This is a genomic window from Bradyrhizobium sp. BWA-3-5, assembly GCF_032917985.1.
GTDB lineage: Bacteria > Pseudomonadota > Alphaproteobacteria > Rhizobiales > Xanthobacteraceae > Bradyrhizobium.
The window spans coordinates 1998442-2013454 of record NZ_CP136626.1 but is presented as its reverse complement, the minus strand read 5'-3'; the positions used below and the strand labels follow the sequence as shown (position 1 = coordinate 2013454).

Annotated in this window: 17 protein-coding genes and 1 pseudogene; 2 read left to right on the top strand and 16 right to left on the bottom strand. The window is 61.1% G+C overall.

From position 1 onward, the window contains the following. Positions 1-495: 495 nt before the first annotated feature. Genes RX331_RS09670 through RX331_RS09660 form a run of 3 tightly spaced genes read right to left on the bottom strand, consistent with a single transcriptional unit; the run spans position 496 to position 1395 of the window. On the bottom strand, positions 496-675 hold the full coding sequence (locus RX331_RS09670; RefSeq protein ID WP_317255514.1) for a hypothetical protein: 180 nt from the start codon (positions 673-675) through the stop codon (positions 496-498). 17 nt (positions 676-692) lie between these two features. Then, positions 693-905, bottom strand: a complete 213-nt coding sequence (locus RX331_RS09665) for a hypothetical protein (RefSeq protein ID WP_317255513.1) — start codon at positions 903-905, stop codon at positions 693-695. A 7-nt stretch (positions 906-912) separates the two neighbouring features. Beyond that, positions 913-1395 carry a LysR family transcriptional regulator gene (locus tag RX331_RS09660; protein ID WP_317256339.1) on the bottom strand — a complete coding sequence of 161 codons (483 nt, stop codon included), beginning with the start codon at positions 1393-1395 and terminating at the stop codon, positions 913-915. A 100-nt stretch (positions 1396-1495) separates the two neighbouring features. Here RX331_RS09660 and RX331_RS09655 point away from each other — a divergent pair, with 100 nt between their 5' ends. Then, entirely contained in the window at positions 1496-2062 is a 567-nt protein-coding gene (locus tag RX331_RS09655; protein WP_317258081.1) for a nuclear transport factor 2 family protein, read from the top strand. A 264-nt stretch (positions 2063-2326) separates the two neighbouring features. On the opposite strand, the pseudogene RX331_RS09650 reads toward RX331_RS09655, so the two are convergent. The 9 genes and pseudogenes from RX331_RS09650 to RX331_RS09610 form a co-directional block, all read right to left on the bottom strand. Beyond that, positions 2327-3755, bottom strand: a pseudogene (locus RX331_RS09650) (IS1182 family transposase); the annotation flags it as partial. A gap of 422 nt (positions 3756-4177) precedes the next feature. Beyond that, complete coding sequence (locus tag RX331_RS09645; protein WP_317256338.1) at positions 4178-4309, bottom strand: hypothetical protein; 132 nt, start codon at positions 4307-4309, stop codon at positions 4178-4180. A gap of 770 nt (positions 4310-5079) precedes the next feature. Then, complete coding sequence (locus RX331_RS09640; RefSeq protein ID WP_317256337.1) at positions 5080-5388, bottom strand: hypothetical protein; 309 nt, start codon at positions 5386-5388, stop codon at positions 5080-5082. 127 nt (positions 5389-5515) lie between these two features. Next, positions 5516-5731 (bottom strand): hypothetical protein, encoded by a 216-nt coding sequence (locus RX331_RS09635; protein ID WP_317256336.1) that lies wholly within the window; start codon positions 5729-5731, stop codon positions 5516-5518. A gap of 27 nt (positions 5732-5758) precedes the next feature. Further along, a complete protein-coding gene (locus RX331_RS09630; RefSeq protein ID WP_317256335.1) occupies positions 5759-6406 on the bottom strand; it encodes a hypothetical protein in 648 nt (215 codons plus the stop codon). Continuing rightward, on the bottom strand, positions 6406-6906 hold the full coding sequence (locus RX331_RS09625; RefSeq protein ID WP_317258080.1) for a c-type cytochrome: 501 nt from the start codon (positions 6904-6906) through the stop codon (positions 6406-6408). The genes RX331_RS09630 and RX331_RS09625 overlap by 1 nt, the downstream gene beginning before the upstream one ends. A gap of 133 nt (positions 6907-7039) precedes the next feature. Continuing rightward, a complete protein-coding gene (locus tag RX331_RS09620; RefSeq protein WP_317256334.1) occupies positions 7040-8749 on the bottom strand; it encodes a PQQ-dependent dehydrogenase, methanol/ethanol family in 1710 nt (569 codons plus the stop codon). 186 nt (positions 8750-8935) lie between these two features. Beyond that, on the bottom strand, positions 8936-9445 hold the full coding sequence (locus tag RX331_RS09615) for a copper chaperone PCu(A)C (protein ID WP_317256333.1): 510 nt from the start codon (positions 9443-9445) through the stop codon (positions 8936-8938). Between the two features lie 537 nt (positions 9446-9982). Next, positions 9983-10750 carry an SDR family oxidoreductase gene (locus RX331_RS09610; RefSeq protein WP_317256332.1) on the bottom strand — a complete coding sequence of 256 codons (768 nt, stop codon included), beginning with the start codon at positions 10748-10750 and terminating at the stop codon, positions 9983-9985. 418 nt (positions 10751-11168) lie between these two features. On the opposite strand from RX331_RS09610, the gene RX331_RS09605 reads away from it, so the two are divergent. Next, positions 11169-11738: a ferritin-like domain-containing protein gene (locus RX331_RS09605; protein ID WP_317256331.1), complete on the top strand. Its 570-nt coding sequence runs from the start codon at positions 11169-11171 to the stop codon at positions 11736-11738. Positions 11739-11925: 187 nt separating this feature from the next. On the opposite strand, the gene RX331_RS09600 is transcribed toward RX331_RS09605, so the two are convergent. The 4 genes from RX331_RS09600 to phnL are packed head-to-tail and all read right to left on the bottom strand — an operon-like array spanning position 11926 to position 15007. Then, positions 11926-12537, bottom strand: a complete 612-nt coding sequence (locus tag RX331_RS09600; protein WP_317256330.1) for a pyridoxamine 5'-phosphate oxidase family protein — start codon at positions 12535-12537, stop codon at positions 11926-11928. 23 nt (positions 12538-12560) lie between these two features. Continuing rightward, positions 12561-13142, bottom strand: coding sequence for a phosphonate metabolism protein/1,5-bisphosphokinase (PRPP-forming) PhnN (gene phnN / locus RX331_RS09595; RefSeq protein WP_317256329.1), 582 nt, complete (start codon positions 13140-13142; stop codon positions 12561-12563). Then, positions 13139-14296, bottom strand: coding sequence for an alpha-D-ribose 1-methylphosphonate 5-triphosphate diphosphatase (locus RX331_RS09590; protein ID WP_317256328.1), 1158 nt, complete (start codon positions 14294-14296; stop codon positions 13139-13141). The genes phnN and RX331_RS09590 overlap by 4 nt, the downstream gene beginning before the upstream one ends. 12 nt (positions 14297-14308) lie before the next feature. Beyond that, the gene (gene phnL, locus RX331_RS09585) at positions 14309-15007 is read right to left on the bottom strand and encodes a phosphonate C-P lyase system protein PhnL (RefSeq protein ID WP_317258079.1); all 699 of its coding nucleotides are present in this window, start codon (positions 15005-15007) and stop codon (positions 14309-14311) included. Between the last annotated feature and the right edge of the window lie 6 nt (positions 15008-15013).

The window sequence follows — 15013 nt, the reverse complement described above, 5'->3', positions numbered from 1 at the left end:
CGAGGATTCATTCTAGTGCTCCAGCTTCAAGGAAAACCAGAACCACAGTCTGTGCTCAATGCGCTCGCGAGCGATAATAATGCGATACGTTAGGAATGCACGATCGGCGGAGCTGTTTCGCGATCCGGGCTCGGCAAGTTGGCAACCCCGAGATGGAGCTACCGCCGTTCTGTATCCGGTTTTCGACGGGTGCTGCGCGGATCCCCCACGAGCTCGAGAACCTCAAAAAGCAACCTGACGATGAACGTCTGACGTCTCACAAGTCAATGAAAAATGACGCAAAATGATGGCCTTGCAGACCGTTCGCGTTACCGCACAGTTTCACACCAGAAATGGCCTCGACAAAAGCGGAGACGCGGCCAAAATCGACCGAACCAGAAAATCAACGAAAGTAACTTATCCTCCCGATCATACGCCATTATTGCAGCGTATGGCGTTGAAAAACTGATTGGCCGTTAAACGCGTCCGCGCGGGCTAATGCAGCTCGTCAAGACCTCAAACAGCCAGGCGATCCCAGCATCGGCCATCGCGGCCCGCGACGACGCGCACCGACTCGGCTGTCCAGCGAAAAGGCACAGGGCGCGCCACGAGATGGAAGCGCGTCGCATGCTGCTCGACGAGATGGCCCGGCAACGTCGCGATCAGATCGCTTTCGGCGAGCTGCGCCAGCGCCATCATGAAATTCGGTACTGTCAGCGCCACACGCCGCGAATGTCCCTGTTCGGCGAGCCGGATATCGACGATCCCCAGCGCATCACCGATGATACCAGAAGATGCTGCGCTTTCACATAAGAGGTCAGGCTCAGTGCGCGTGGCAGCGGATGTCCCTTACGCATCGCGACGACGAAGTCTTCCTCGAACAGCAGCCGTTCGGCGTAGCGCGGCGGAAACGCACAAATTGGCAAGACCGAGTCAGTGCGAGTCCAGTTCCGCCAACGTATCTTGCCAGACCTGGCTCGTCGCTTTGCCCCGATGTTGCGGCATCAGTTGCCGCAGTCGAATGTCGATCCCTGGCGCATCTCTCGCCAACCGGGAAATAAGGGGCGCGAGAAAGACAGCCGCCACGGCATCCGGCGCGCCGATTTTGAACGACCGGCGCGCGGTTCGCGCGTCGAAGGGGCCGGCCGCCGACATGATCCCTTCGACGCGCGAAAGAAGATCGGCGATCGGACCGGAAAATGCGATGGCACGCTCCGTGGGCTTCACGCCAGTCGAGGTTCTGAGGAACAGCGGGTCATGAAGCAAACGCCGCAGACGACCGAGGCCGTGGCTTACTGCGGAAGGTGTGAGATTCAGCTTTTCCGCAGCGCGCGCGACGTGGCGCTCCTCGAGCACAGTGCTGAACACCACAAGGAGACCGACATCGACGCGCAGGAGATGAGCCGGATTCAGCATGGTGCTGAGATCTTATCACTGGCTTCATGACCGTCAAAGAGGCATCCAGCGTTTCGGCTCGTTCAACTAAGGCGGGCTCGTTCAAGACAGGAGACGTCACATGTCGAAGAATTGCCCCACGCCGCTTGATCCAGTGTCAAGCTCAGCGTTATCGCGCCGTCACGCTCTCTCAGCTATGGCTATCATGCCGCTCGTCGTAGCCGAAGCGGCCACGGCCGACGACGTGATTGCCAGGCTGCTGGCCCATACCCAGCAAGCAAATGCGGCGCTGATGCGCGGGGACGCCGAGACCTACCGGAAAATGGTCGCCATCACGGACGACTTCACGCTGATGTCTCCATTCGGTGGAGAGCCGTCGAAGGCTTCGCAGTACGCTACTCCCGAAAAATGGGACCGAATGGCGCGGTTCTTCAAGAACGGCACACACAAGCACGAGGTCGTCCAATCCTACGTCTCGCAGGATATGGTGGTTCTGGCGCTGATAGAGCGGGACCAAGTCGACGTCGGGGGGCTGCCCGCGCAGGAATGGGCGTTGCGCGTTACGCTCGTCTACCGGCGCGACGGGGCGCAGTGGCGCCTGGTTCATCGTCACGCCGACCCGCTGGCCAACGGCATCAGCCTGCAACAGGCGGCCGCGCTCGCGCGCGGATTGCCTGCAAGCGAATGAAGACGCAAGCCCGCGGTAGTCGGAGGCGAGCAGATGGACTCGGGTCCGGCCGGCGCATATGCGCCACACGACGCGGCGCTGCTGGACTACTTCCGCGATCACACGTCCGCGACCCTGAGCTGGTTTGGGCGGTAGGGTGCGCGCAAAAGTGTTGATGGACCTAAGAGCATCGACCCGAGAGGCGAACGTCGGCTTCGGATCTTGGCCGTGTAAAAACGGTCTTAGAGGAGGTCGGATCTGAGAGCCAAAAGCGGGGTTATCGCAGGCCGTGATCGCAGCAATCAACTGCTTGATCCCGACGATGTTCATGACCCGTATCAGATTGTAGGCCAGGACCGAAAGCGCCATCTCGGCGGCTACTTTTGGGAGCGTCTTCGTCAGGAAGTGTGTCGCCCCCATGCGGGCCTTCATGGTGCCGAATGGGTGCTCGACTGTCTCTCGACGCTGGCGCATCGCCTCTGGGTTTGCGTCGAGGCGCTGCTGCACAGCCTCGAGCAAATGCTCGTGCTCCCACCGTGTAATCCGCCGCTCTGGCCCGATCGTGCACTGCGATTTGAGCGAATAATTTTGACAGGCTGTGGTCCAGTGTCGCCGCAGCATCTTGCCGTCTTCTTCGTTTGTATAGCGATATGGCAGCCGCTCCCCAGCAGGGCAGCGATAGACGTCCTCCTCTGGCAAATAGGCAAAGTCCTGCTTACCGAAGCGTCCGTCCGCCTTCGCACCCGATGTCAGCGGTTTGGGCAGAGTTACCGTGATGCCTGCTTCATGGCACGCGAGGATTTCCGGGCTGTTGAAGTAGCCGCGATCGGCCACGACTTCGAGCGTCTCGGTCTTGAGAACAGCCTTCGCCTGCTTGCCCGTTGGCAAGTTGTGCCCGATCTGAGCCACTGTTCGTCACCTCGTGCGCCACAATCAGATGGTGCTCGGTGTCCACGGCGACCTGCACGTTGTACCCGACAACGCCAGAGCCGCGGCCGCTCGTCGCCATCGAGCGGCTGTCGGGATCGGTGAGATTTGCTGGTCAGGCGAAGCAAGCATTTGCTTCTCATAGACAGCAAGCTTGCCCATTTCCTCCTTCAGCTTCGTCAGCTTCTCGGTAAGCCTCGTCACCTTCGTCGCCAGCGCCTCCGTCGGCTCCTGCCGGTCCGCCGTGTCAAGTTGGCTGAGATAGCGCGCGACGCTCTCCTCAAGCTGAGCGCGCCGCCGTTGCACCTTCGCCCTTGTGAAGTTCTTGTCCCGGTTGTTCACGGCTTTGAACTTGCTCCCATCGATGGCGACGCTCGCCGTCGCGAGAAGGCCCATCTCACGGCAGAGTTCGACAAAACGCGCACAGACCTTGCGCAGCGCCAGGCCGTTGTCCTTCCGGAAGTCCGCAATCGTCTTGTGATCGGAAGCGAGCCGACCCAGCAGCCACATCATCTCGACATTGCGCCCGGCTTCTCGTTCCAGCCGCCGACTCGACTGCACCCGGTTCAGATAGCCGTAGATGTAAAGCTTCAGCAGAACCGAGGGATGGTACGACGGCTGACCAGTCGCCGCCGGCTCAACCCCCTCAAACCCATCTCGGCCAGATCGAGTGCATCGACAAATACGTCGATCACGCGAATAGGATTGCTATCGTCAATGGAATCATTGAGGCATTCGGGCAATAGCTCCATTGCCCGCGATCCGTCCCCGCAACGAAGCGCATCATCAACTCCCCCACAGAATCACGCGAGAATCATAACAGCGGCACAGCGTTTTCACGCAGCCAGGGTCACAAGCGGCGATCCGACCCCTCAGCGCTCAAGCCCGGTTCTCCTCCGAGAGCGACCTTTGCGGCGGCTCGTATGCAGTTCTGCTGAGGGCCGACAGAAGATCCTCGGCTGGAGGCTGGCCGTCATTCCCGGCACCCGGAGCAGCGTTCTCAACACCTTTTGAGCAGCGGCAAGATCGACGATTTCGTATTTGGTGTCGAATGCGTCGATGATAGCGCGCGGGCGCGCCTCAGCCTCCGCCAGGCTTCCTTGACGTGCGAGAACTGATGCTATTGGGTTATGGCGTGCAGTTCGAATAGTCGCGCTTCCTGCCGCTGGGAAATAGCAATCGCTTTTTCAAATTGACGCACAGCGCCGGTCAGATCGCCTCCGTGAGCGGCGATTTGGCCACGAATGCTTCAGCCAAGGCGCGTGCTCCATCGGTATCAATATCGATGGCACCGGCCTCATCCAGCAGGTGCGATGCCTCGTCGTGGCGACCCGCTTGCATTAGAAGATCACACAGCTGGCAAATTAGCTCTTAGGTGTGGACGCCCTGGCCACACCAAATCACAATTCCCTTGCGGGACATCGTCGATGCCGGCCTTCGATTCACCCAACCGCGAGCGCGCTATTCCCCGCAAGACCACGACCTTGCCGGGCTGGGTAACCATGCCGATCGCTGATCTCGATTATCTTCGGAGCATCCCGCAGTAGCACATGGTTTTGTTCGAGCAGCGCGTACAAATTGCACTTCACGCTGAGAGCCCAGGCGATTTCGTAGGGCTTCTCAATCTATATCGATCGTTTGAACGAAGCGCTCGGTCGCTTCGATCGCAACCAGTGATCGTTGAAGTAAGTCCTAGGTCGGCATGAGTTGATCCGCGCCGCCGAGCAAAATACGACTGCTGGCGTCAGCCCGATAATCAGGTCTCGGGCCTCGCTCAGCGCCTTGATCGGCGCCGTTCTCCCGATTGAAATGAGCAGTCCCCTTGCCCAACAGAAGGCCGCTCACATAAGCCGGAGATAGCAAATCGCTGTGATCTTTTTTAGTTGCTCATCGGCGAGCGTCAGATAATCGCGAGTGCGTTCGCTGGCATAAAAAACCTCCAGACGAGAGCGCCACTTCACACTGCAATTCGACCAATCCAGTGTCCGCGGCGGCACGACGTGCATCTTCAAGGGCCTGACCAAGCCGTTCAGAACGATATCCTTCCGCCTGCATCAAGGCATTGGCGCGGCTATCGGCTTAAACAAGGCACGACACCGAGGGAGTGTGGGTCAGCAATCTGGCATTCCCACCGGACGTGCCGACGCATTTCCGGTGGAGCTGGTTGAGCCAGAAGCGCCAGTACCGGTGGGGCCGGACATGGTTGAACCCACAGTAGTTTCAGGTGCCTTTTCCGGCGATGATGCACCAGCGGAAGTCGGGTTCTTTTCGCGAATGATGTTACTGCTTACATCCCAGCATTGCTTGGGGGTGACGCCCTGATCGCGGTTTGCACTAACGCCCGTTCCTTGTGCGTTTGCAAAGCTGGTGACTGCCAAAAGGGTGGCGCCACAAACCGATGCGAAATAGATCGTCTTCATGGTTCTTTCCTTCATCTTTACGGTATGACAGGCCGGAGCATTTATGGCCGAACTACATTTCCGTTTCACGGCAGCCATTTGAATCCGTCCGCCCTAACCAGCAATTCGACAGTGCGATGCCCGACCATCAGGACGATACGGTGATGGCCGGCTGTTGTTCCTGAGGAACCCAAATTTTTAAGCTGATCAATGTTACTGCCCGCAGCCACGACAACTCAGCCACCGGCGAAGCCAGTCGCGATCCCCTGGTGAAGAAATGAACGACGGACGAAAAGCAGAAGGTCAACACCAGGGCAAATAACTTGAAGTTGGTCAGCTCATAGCGCTGAAATGCTCGGGGCATGTTCGCCGCGCACCTCCCCTCTCGAGCTCATTTGCTTGCGTTCTGGATGACGATCCGTGTTTCGTCGACAAAACTCTTGCTGTCCTGATCGGGCCGGCGGAACAGATTGCGTTCGACAACGAGCGAGCGGCCGCTGATCGTCTTGGTGCAGCGTTCCCTGAGGTAGACGCCACCTACCGGCTCGTCTCCCGCACCGGGCTGACCCTCGGTGCACGCCCAGCCGTCCGACCCGTAGCGCGATTTAGCCTGGAGCCCTAGCAGAAACGCCTTCTTCCGGACATAGAGACGCGCCTTCGGATCGGTCTCGATCTGCAAACCGGCAATGTGCCCGCTATCGTCGATCAGCAAGGTTAGGATTGCCGGATGGCCCGCCACCATGGTGCCGTCCCGGGTGGTCGTCGGATCATAACCAAATCGGATCGCCCGCGTCCCGTTCGCGTCGGCAGGACAGTCACGCCAGTTCTTCCAGCCGGCCAATGTGCGCTTCGGATCCACCGCGCAGGCGAAGTCGACGTAATCGGACTCCGCCAACTCGGCCGCAGCCATGCCGAGGCGAATGTCACGCAGATCGTTGCCGCTGAATTCTTCCGCCCGTGCCGGCGAGCTCGCAAGCACGGCCGCCTGAAAGGTAAGCAGGCCCGCAGCAAGAACTCCCGGCAGCTTCAGTCTGCGCATCACTGGTCCTTCCCCGTGCTGGCGGTCGCATCATCCGGCTTCTGCGCCTGCGTCTTGTAGACGTCGCATACGCGCGACGTGCCTGAGAAGAAGGTGACGCATTCCGCGTAAGTGGGTTCGCCGGCTCCTTTGATGTGGGCGATCACGTAGTCGGCGACGGCTTCGATATCCTTCGGCCGCAGAAACGTTCCGCCCTCGGGCGGCATCTGTGCCCCCGCGTCCTGGCGGTTCATGCCGTGGCATTTCACCTCGTCGTAGGCGCCGCGTAGGAAGAACGGCATCCCCGTGCCCGGTCGCCCGCACCCGACGATTTCGATGATCTGATCCCGCGTCAGCTCGGTCTTGCGCAGCGACAGCGCATCACCGCCATAACCGCCACCGCCGTTGCCGTGCCATTTGTGGCAGCCGACGCAATTTGCGCGACCGAACACCGCTTTGCCGGCATTGGTCGGATCTGAGGCCGGCGCCTGCAGCGGCTGGCCGTAAAGAGCGGTCGGCATCGAAAAATTTAGGGCGACGACGATCGCGAGCAGCACGCCTGCCGCCGCCGAGAATCTGTTGAAGATCATCATTGCGTCTCTTGTCCAAGAAGCGGGAGGGCCCGCGGTTGGCGGACCCTCCATTGATGGGATGTCAGAGTGCGAAGACGTAGAGCATCGATCCTGGCTGTATCTTCTTCAGTTCGGGCGTCGAATCGATGAACCACTTGTCCCAGGCGCCGCCCAGGCCGACCAGAATGGCGATGTACTGTTTGCCATCGACCATGAAGGTCATCGGCGGTGCGTTGACGCCGCCGCCCGTGTTAAACTCCCAGAGTTTCTGCAATGACTTCGCGTCAAGCGCCATCACCTCGCCGGACGGCTGACCGGAGAAGACAAGGTCGGGAGTCGCAAGGATGCCGCCCAAATTGGGGAACGGCGTTTCCATTTTTCCGGCGATCTTGCCGGTAGTGACATCGATCGCAGTCACGCTGCCGGTGATCTTGACTGGCTGGCTCGGGCCGCCGCCGGTCCAGAACTCGCGCGGTTTCAGTTTGTCCGGCGTCATCACCTCAACCTTGATGCGATTGCAGCTCTCGATCACCGGGATGTACCAGAGCTTCAGATCCGGATTGTAGGCCGTCGGCGGCCAGTTCTTGCCGCCCATGTTGCCGGGACAGATGTCGGTTTCCAAGTTGGTGCGGCTTGGCGTCACCGATGCGATATACGTCTGCACGGGCTTGTTCGAGTCATATTCGATCGGCTTGCCGGACTCCGCGTCGAGCCCCTTGGTCCATGTGACTTTCTTGACGAACGGAAGGCCCCAGACGAACTTGCCGTTGGTGCGATCGATCGCATAGGCGAAGCCGTTGCGATCCGCTTCGAGCGCGAGCTTCCGCGGACCACTGGGTCCTGGGATATCGACCAGCACGTTTTCCGCCACGCTGTCGTAGTCATAGGGGTCGTTTGGCGTGTGCTGATAGTGCCACTTGATCTTGCCGGTCGTGGCGTCAAGGGCAAGCGAACTGTCGGTGTAAAGGTTGTCGCCTGGCCGATAGGCATTGTCCCAGTCCGGGCCGGGGTTGCCGGTGCCCCAGATGATGGTGTCGGTTGCGGGATCGTAGGTGCCGGTTACCCAGGTCGAACCGCCGCCGGCGGCGGCCGCGTTGTTGGCGTCTTTCCAGGTTTCGCTGCCGGGCTCGCCCTTGCCCGGAATTGTATGCGTGCGCCAGACCTCCTTCTGGGTTGTGAGGTCGGTGGCGGCAATCCAGCCTCGGATGCCGTACTCCGCGCCGGCCACGCCCGTGATCGCCATGTTCTTCACGATCAACGGGGCGCCGGTAATGACCTCGCCCTTGTCCGGATCGGCCACCGTGCGCTGCCATGTGACCTGGCCGGTTTCCTTGTTGGTCGCAATCAGCCGACCATCAAGCGTGTGGGAAATGACGAGATCACCCCACAATGCGACGCCGCGATTGTCCACGCCGCAGCATGCCACGGCGCCAGCCCAGTCACGGTCCGTCTTGGGATCCATCTTCCAGACCAGCACGCCGCGGCCACCATGCGCATCGATCTTGTAGACCGAGCCCCATCCATCCGTAACGTACAGAAAGCCGTTCTCTGCGATCGGCGTGCCTTCCAGGCCGCCATGGCTCCAGATGCCGCCGCCTTCGATGCCACCGAGATGCATAGTCCAGGCGACCTTCAAGTTCTTCACGTTATCGCGATTGACCTCCTTCAGACTGGAGAACCGGTGCGCCGAGTAATTCTGATGATGATGAAGCCAGTTGCCCGGCTCCTTGTCGACGTTGAGCAGCCGTTCCTGATTGACCTGGTCTGCAGCGGAGACTGGCCATGCAGCCATCATGCCTCCGGTAGCAACTGCAGCGGCGAGCAGACGCGCTCGCGCGAAGATTCTTGAGTGACCTGAGAATCGCTCCATGCGTCATAACCTCCCTGGGCAAGTTCATGCTGGATCGAGCGTCCGGCACATCCGGGCGTTCAGCTGAGAAGCCGTCTGTTCAGCGGACTCTCTGGTCCGCTGTCGCGATCAGGGCGTTCGTGAAACCTGCACCTCCGTTTCTTTGCTTCCGGCTTTCTGGAAAACGACGGTGCATGTGAACGTCTCGCCATCGACGAGCTTCTGCCGCGTCTGCAGCAGCATCAAGTGATATCCGTCGCGCTTGAGCTCGATCGTCTTGTTCTCCGGGATCGGAATGGACTTGATCTCACGCATTGCGGGCGCGCCTTCACCACGATCGACGGTATGCTTTTCGGAGAAATTCGCAAACGGACAGCGGACGCGCAAAATAGCGTCGGCTTCGGCCGCATCGTTCCTGATTTTCATCACAAGCGGGAGATCGGTGCCAATCTCGTCGGAAACGGGCACCCGGGCGTTCGTCACTTGCAGCGCGTCACCTGCCGCGGCGGACCCGGGCGTCAGCCAAAATCCAACAGCAACCAGTCCGAACAAAAGAAATCCCAATCGGCCACACGGTGCAATCTGGCCGCTGCGATCAAGACCCCCGCCCTTAAGACCCGATGTCGCTATGGCCATCATCGGCTATGTCTCGGTCGAAGCGGGATGCCCAAACCAAAGATTGGGTCCGACTCATTAGTACAACCCTCCCACGATCGAATTGTTCATGCTTCTTGGCGGTCGCCGTTAGACGCCTTGAAAATCATCCCAAATTGCGGCGGCTAAAGGGCTGCGGGCCGGAAGACGAATTGCACTGGCTGTATTTATCTCTACCACGGCAACTTCGGGCAACCGGACGGGTTGCCTGATGTTACCGGCCCGAGATTGAGCCGCTTCTCACGAACTGGTTATCGGGCGCGTGCTGACGCTCGGCGGAGGTTAGCATTCAGCGCGGCAACCAATACCGAACGGTCATGCCTCACAACAGGCGCTTAGCCAATCGGTTCCCGCTCTGATGGATCGGCAAAGATCGTGAGAAGTTACGGGGAGTTCGCTTGCTCCCTCCGCAGCGGCTTCGCGCGTTCGGCTTCCGCTCTTTCACCATTTTCGAGAGCTCACTCCCGGTAGGCCGAGCGGCGCCAGTCACCTTCTCGGCAACTCTTTTGATCATCTCCGCAACTACAGGCTGGTCGTGATGCCGCCGTCGACATACAGCGTATGTCCGTTGACGAAGGACGAAGCATTGCCCGACAGAAAGACGGCGGCGCCAATCAGCTCGTCCACATTGCCCCAGCGGCCGGCAGGCGTTCGCTTTTCCAGCCACGCCGAAAACGTGGCATCGTCGACCAATGCCTGGTTCAGCGGCGTCTTGAAATAGCCGGGGGCGATCGCGTTGACCTGCAGCCCATGCCTGGCCCAGTCGGTGCACATGCCGCGGGTCAGATTCCTAATCGCTCCCTTAGTCGCGGTGTACGGCGCGATGCCGGGCCGGGCCAGTTCACTCTGCACTGAGGCGATGTTGATGATCTTGCCCTTGCCGCGTGGAATCATGTGCCTTGCGACGGCCTGGCCGACATAGAAGGCGCTCGACACATTGGTCCGGAGCAACTGCTCCCACTTCTCGGCAGGAAAATCCTCAAGGGGGCTGCGAAACTGCATGCCGGCGTTGTTGACGAGAATATCGATCGCACCGATCGACCGTTCGATCGTGGCGACGCCTTGACGAACGTCCTCAGCTACCGTCACGTCGAAGCCGGCGACCGCAACCGTATACCCGGCTGCGGTCAGGCTCGCGGCCGCGGCGTCAAGCTTGCCCTGCTCGCGTCCATTCAAGACCACGGAAGCACCGTGCTCGGCGAGCCCTCGCGCAATGGCAAGGCCGATCCCCTGAGACGATCCTGTGACGAGCGCCCGTTTGCCGGCGAGGTTGAACAATTCGAATGCCACGGCGGGATTTTTCTCCATGCATGCGGTGTGAAGCTCAGACCGGAACGGCGTGAAATTACCGTACACCACGCCGGGGCCGGGATGGCAACCGGTGGAGAGGGCGGTCCGCGATCGTCCCCGCGCTGGCGCTCGGCGAAGCCTTCGCCAGGATCCTCGTCCCCTCCTCCTCGCAGACGCAAGAAAGGGCCGCTCCAAGGCCGGGAGAAGCCTGGGCAGCGGCGCTAGGGTGCCGATGGTACATCCGCATCGGCCATGGGCAGCCAACCTCAGACCCGGCCGGAGGTTCCTGAGGCTCGGGCGGTGCGCCGAACGAGGATACCTCGGCACGTCCGCTGCGATGCGTCAGATTGGAACCTTCAGCAGCAGGCAACATTGAACCCGGGGCATGCACCTTCCAAACGGGCTCACAGGAGAACTCATGGCAAAACGAGCGAAGAAGAAGCAATCAACTGCGCGTCGCAGCAGCCGACAACAGAAGAAGCTGAGCGATCTCTTTCACGAGACGCTGAAAGACATCTACTTTGCCGAAAACAAGATCATCAAGACTTTGCCGAAGATGGCGAAGGCCGCGCAATCGAAGGAGCTCGCCGCAGCCTTCAACAAGCACCTCAAGGAGACCCAGGGACAGGTCAAGCGGCTCGATCAGGTTTTCCGCATGATCGGAAAGCCGGCGCGTGGAAAGACGTGTGACGCGATCAACGGCATTGCCGATGAGGGCGCAGAAATCATGAAGGAGTTTCGCGGCATGCCCGCGCTGGACGCCGGGCTTGTGGCGGCCGCGCAGGCGGTCGAGCACTATGAGATTTCACGCTACGGCACCCTTCGCACCTGGGCCGAGCAAATGGGATTGTCAGACGCTGCAAATCTGCTCCAGCAGACGCTGGAGGAGGAGGAAGCAACCGACCATACCCTGACCGAGCTTGCGACCTCGGTAGCCAATCTCGAAGCCGAGGAAGGCGAAGAGGAAGAAGAGGAAGAATACGCCTGAGCTGCGCCCGGATGCCGTTGCTCGGACGGGCAACGCACGACTGCCATACCTCCTGTAACGCCGCAATCTAGTGGCCTTACAGGAGATGTGAGCGCATTCGTGCTCATCCGTGAAAGTGTATCGCGATACCCGGTCTCGCGGTGACTTGCGGCTGCTTTCTACAAGACCGGTAAAAAAACCCGAATAATCACCAAAGCGTCTGCGCGGCGCGCTCCGGCCATTCCTTGTCGTATTTCTCGCCGCCGACCTCGTTGTCGCTCATGCCCGCGAGAATCTCGCCCGGCGTCGGCAGCCTCCTGGGATCGACCCGCTTGTCGGGATTCCAGAGATCGGAGCGCACGATGGCGCGGGCGCACTGAAAGTACAATTCCTGGATCTCCATCACGATGACGGTGCGTGGTGTCTTGCCCTCCATTGCAAAGGAGGCCAGCAGTTCGGGATCGGCCGAGAGGTGGGCGCGGCCATTGACGCGCAGCGTGGTGCCGGAGCCCGGGATCAGGAACAACAGCGCGACGCGCGGATCGCGCACGATGTTGCGCAGGGAATCGACGCGGTTGTTGCCGCGGCGGTCCGGCATCATCAACGTGGTTTCGTTGTGGATGCGCACGAAACCTGCGAGATCGCCGCGCGGCGAGCAATCCAGCCCTTCGGGCCCGCAGGTCGCCAGGGCCGCAAACGGCGACTTCTCGATCAGCACGCGGTAGGGCGGCGTGACGCGGTCGGCCACCTTTACCATCGAAGCGTCATTCGGAAAGCCATAGATCGCTTCGAGCTGCTCGGTCGTCGAGATCACCGTCATTGGTCCGCTCCTGTCCTTCCCATTCACGCAGCGCCGCCGATGATGCGAATCAATTGGCGGGCGTGATATTCCGCGCTCGACACGTTGACGATGGTGACGTCGGGTTCGGTGTCCTCGACCGTTCGCGCGAGCCGCTGCGCGATGTTGCCGTCGCTGCCGCGCTTGCGCATGGCAAGCCGCTCGGCAAGCACCTCCGCCGGCGCGGTGATCGAGACCACGACGACGTTAGCATAGGCCTGGCGCAGCCCCGGTATTACCGTGCGCGAGACGTTGGCGACCACGGTGCGGCCGGCGCGTATATCGTCCTCGATGCTGCGCGGCAGCCCATAGGCGTGGCCGTGCGCCTCCCAATGAACCGCGAAGTCGCCCCGCGCCTGCGCGTTGCGAAAGTTTTCCAAACTGACACAGTCGTTGTCTTCCGCGCTCGAGGCTTCCCGCGTCACCACGCGCCGAGGGAATACGATTTTCGGATCATCGGCTGAGGCCGCCTGCGTAAGGCCCAGCAAGGTGTCCTTGCCGGCGCCGCTCGGCCCCACCACCAGCACGAGTTTTCCCGGCCCAATTGCGCTCGTGTTCGTCGTCGGTATCGTCAGCGCCTCGCTCATGCCACCCGTTGCCCTTCCCGCCAGGCGCTCCGGACAACCGGAATGCCCCGCCCGACGTGGACGCGGATGATATCCGCGCGCCGGCCCACAGCAATCTCGCCGCGATCGGCAAGCCCCACCGCCTCGGCCGGCGTCTTGGTCACCGTGCGCACGGCGGAGGCAAGGTCAATCGCCGGCACATCGCGCGGCAATTGCAGCGCCGCCATCAGCAGGCTCGAAGGAATGTAGTCGGATGACAGAATATCCAGAAGGCCTTCGCGCGCGAGGTCGACTGCGGCGATATTGCCCGAATGCGAGCCGCCGCGCACCACGTTCGGCGCGCCCATCAGGATATCGATGCCGGCCTCGTGCAGGCCGCGGGCCGCCTCCTTGGTGGTGGGAAATTCCGCCACCGCCACGCGGTCGCTGATCGCGTCAGCCACGTTCTCTTCCGTCGTGTCGTCGTGGCTGGCGAGCGGAATTTTGTACTCGTGCGCGAGCGCCACGATGGCGCGCATGTTGGTGGCGGCATAGACCTGCTGATAGGCGAAACGACGCGCGAACAGCACGTCGAGTTCGGCGTCGGTCTTGCCGCCGCTCTTGCCGCGATAGTAATCGCGCAGCTTGGCCTCATCGCGGAACTGGCGCTGGCCCGGCGTGTGGTCCATCAGCGACATCAGCCGAACGTCCGGCCGGCCGATCAACTCCTTGGCTTCCTCGACCACGTCGGGCATCGGGATTTCGCAGCGCAGATGCAGGAAATGATCGGCACGCAGGAGATCGGCCTCGCGAGCGGAGGTGATCGCGGCGGCAAGTACGCCGGCGCGGCCGTCAACCTCTTCCGCACCGTCCTCGCGCCAGACACGGAGCGAATCCAGTACCGTCGTGATGCCGCAGGTGGCGAGCTGGCCGTCATAGGAGACGACGGCCGCCGTTGCATCCCAGAACACCTTCGGCCGCGGCACGTAATGCGCTTCGAGATGATCGGTGTGCAGCTCGATCAGGCCGGGCATGACGAGGTCGCCCCTGACGTCCTCGCTTCCGGCGGGCGCCTTGCCTTCGCCGAACTCGGCAATGCGGCCGTCGGCAAAGGCGATCCAGCCCTGCTCGATGACGCGGTCGGCAAGAACGAGCCGCGCATTGCCAAGAACGGTTTCGGACTTCGTCGAAGTCATATCAGTCTTCCCTCATGCCGCCGCGGCGAAGGCCGTCACATCGACGATGCGGTCGGCGATCGCCTCTCGGATTTCATCATCATGGACGATCGCGACCATGGCGACGCCCTTGCGCTTCTTTTCTGCGATCAACTCGACGACGACTGCACGGTTGGCGGCGTCGAGCGAAGCCGTCGGTTCGTCCAGGAGCAGGATCGGATATTCCGAAACGAAACCGTGAGCGATGTTGACGCGCTGCTGCTCGCCGCCGGAAAAGGTCGAAGGCGGCAGCCGCCACAGCCGCTCTGGGATGTTGAGACGGCGCAGCAGGCCGCCGGCAAGCTCACGGGCTTCTTTCCGGACCACGCCCTTTGCGATCAGCGGTTCAGCGACGACGTCAAGCGCCGCCACCCGCGGCACCGCGCGCAGGAACTGACTGACATAGCCGATGGTGGAGCGCCTGATACCGAGGACCTGCCGGGGCTCGGCTTTTGCAAGATCAATCACGGTGTCCTGGTGACGGACACCTATGCGGCCGGCATCGCAGCGGTAATTGCCGTAGATCATCTTCAGGATCGACGACTTCCCGGCACCAGATGGGCCAGCCAGAACGACGCATTCGCCAGCATCGACATGAAAGGACACGCCGCGCACCACTGGCAGCTCGACGCCGCCCTGCAGATGCATGGTGAAGGTCTTTTCGGCGTTACTGAGTTCGATCATCGCGGTCATCGGAAT

Excerpts from the sequence above, each read along its gene's own strand:
- RX331_RS09615 (WP_317256333.1), bottom strand. The coding sequence starts at position 9,445 with ATGATGGCCATAGCGACATCGGGTCTTAAGGGCGGGGGTCTTGATCGC.
- RX331_RS09655 (WP_317258081.1), top strand. The coding sequence starts at position 1,496 with ATGTCGAAGAATTGCCCCACGCCGCTTGATCCAGTGTCAAGCTCAGCG.
- RX331_RS09625 (WP_317258080.1), bottom strand. The coding sequence starts at position 6,906 with ATGCCGACCGCTCTTTACGGCCAGCCGCTGCAGGCGCCGGCCTCAGAT.
- RX331_RS09640 (WP_317256337.1), bottom strand. The coding sequence starts at position 5,388 with ATGAAGACGATCTATTTCGCATCGGTTTGTGGCGCCACCCTTTTGGCA.
- RX331_RS09590 (WP_317256328.1), bottom strand. The coding sequence starts at position 14,296 with ATGACTTCGACGAAGTCCGAAACCGTTCTTGGCAATGCGCGGCTCGTT.
- phnN (WP_317256329.1), bottom strand. The coding sequence starts at position 13,142 with ATGAGCGAGGCGCTGACGATACCGACGACGAACACGAGCGCAATTGGG.
- RX331_RS09630 (WP_317256335.1), bottom strand. The coding sequence starts at position 6,406 with ATGCGCAGACTGAAGCTGCCGGGAGTTCTTGCTGCGGGCCTGCTTACC.
- RX331_RS09670 (WP_317255514.1), bottom strand. The coding sequence starts at position 675 with ATGGCGCTGGCGCAGCTCGCCGAAAGCGATCTGATCGCGACGTTGCCG.
- phnL (WP_317258079.1), bottom strand. The coding sequence starts at position 15,007 with ATGACCGCGATGATCGAACTCAGTAACGCCGAAAAGACCTTCACCATG.
- RX331_RS09635 (WP_317256336.1), bottom strand. The coding sequence starts at position 5,731 with ATGCCCCGAGCATTTCAGCGCTATGAGCTGACCAACTTCAAGTTATTT.
- RX331_RS09645 (WP_317256338.1), bottom strand. The coding sequence starts at position 4,309 with ATGCAAGCGGGTCGCCACGACGAGGCATCGCACCTGCTGGATGAGGCC.
- RX331_RS09605 (WP_317256331.1), top strand. The coding sequence starts at position 11,169 with ATGGCAAAACGAGCGAAGAAGAAGCAATCAACTGCGCGTCGCAGCAGC.
- RX331_RS09600 (WP_317256330.1), bottom strand. The coding sequence starts at position 12,537 with ATGACGGTGATCTCGACGACCGAGCAGCTCGAAGCGATCTATGGCTTT.
- RX331_RS09660 (WP_317256339.1), bottom strand. The coding sequence starts at position 1,395 with ATGCTGAATCCGGCTCATCTCCTGCGCGTCGATGTCGGTCTCCTTGTG.
- RX331_RS09620 (WP_317256334.1), bottom strand. The coding sequence starts at position 8,749 with ATGGCTGCATGGCCAGTCTCCGCTGCAGACCAGGTCAATCAGGAACGG.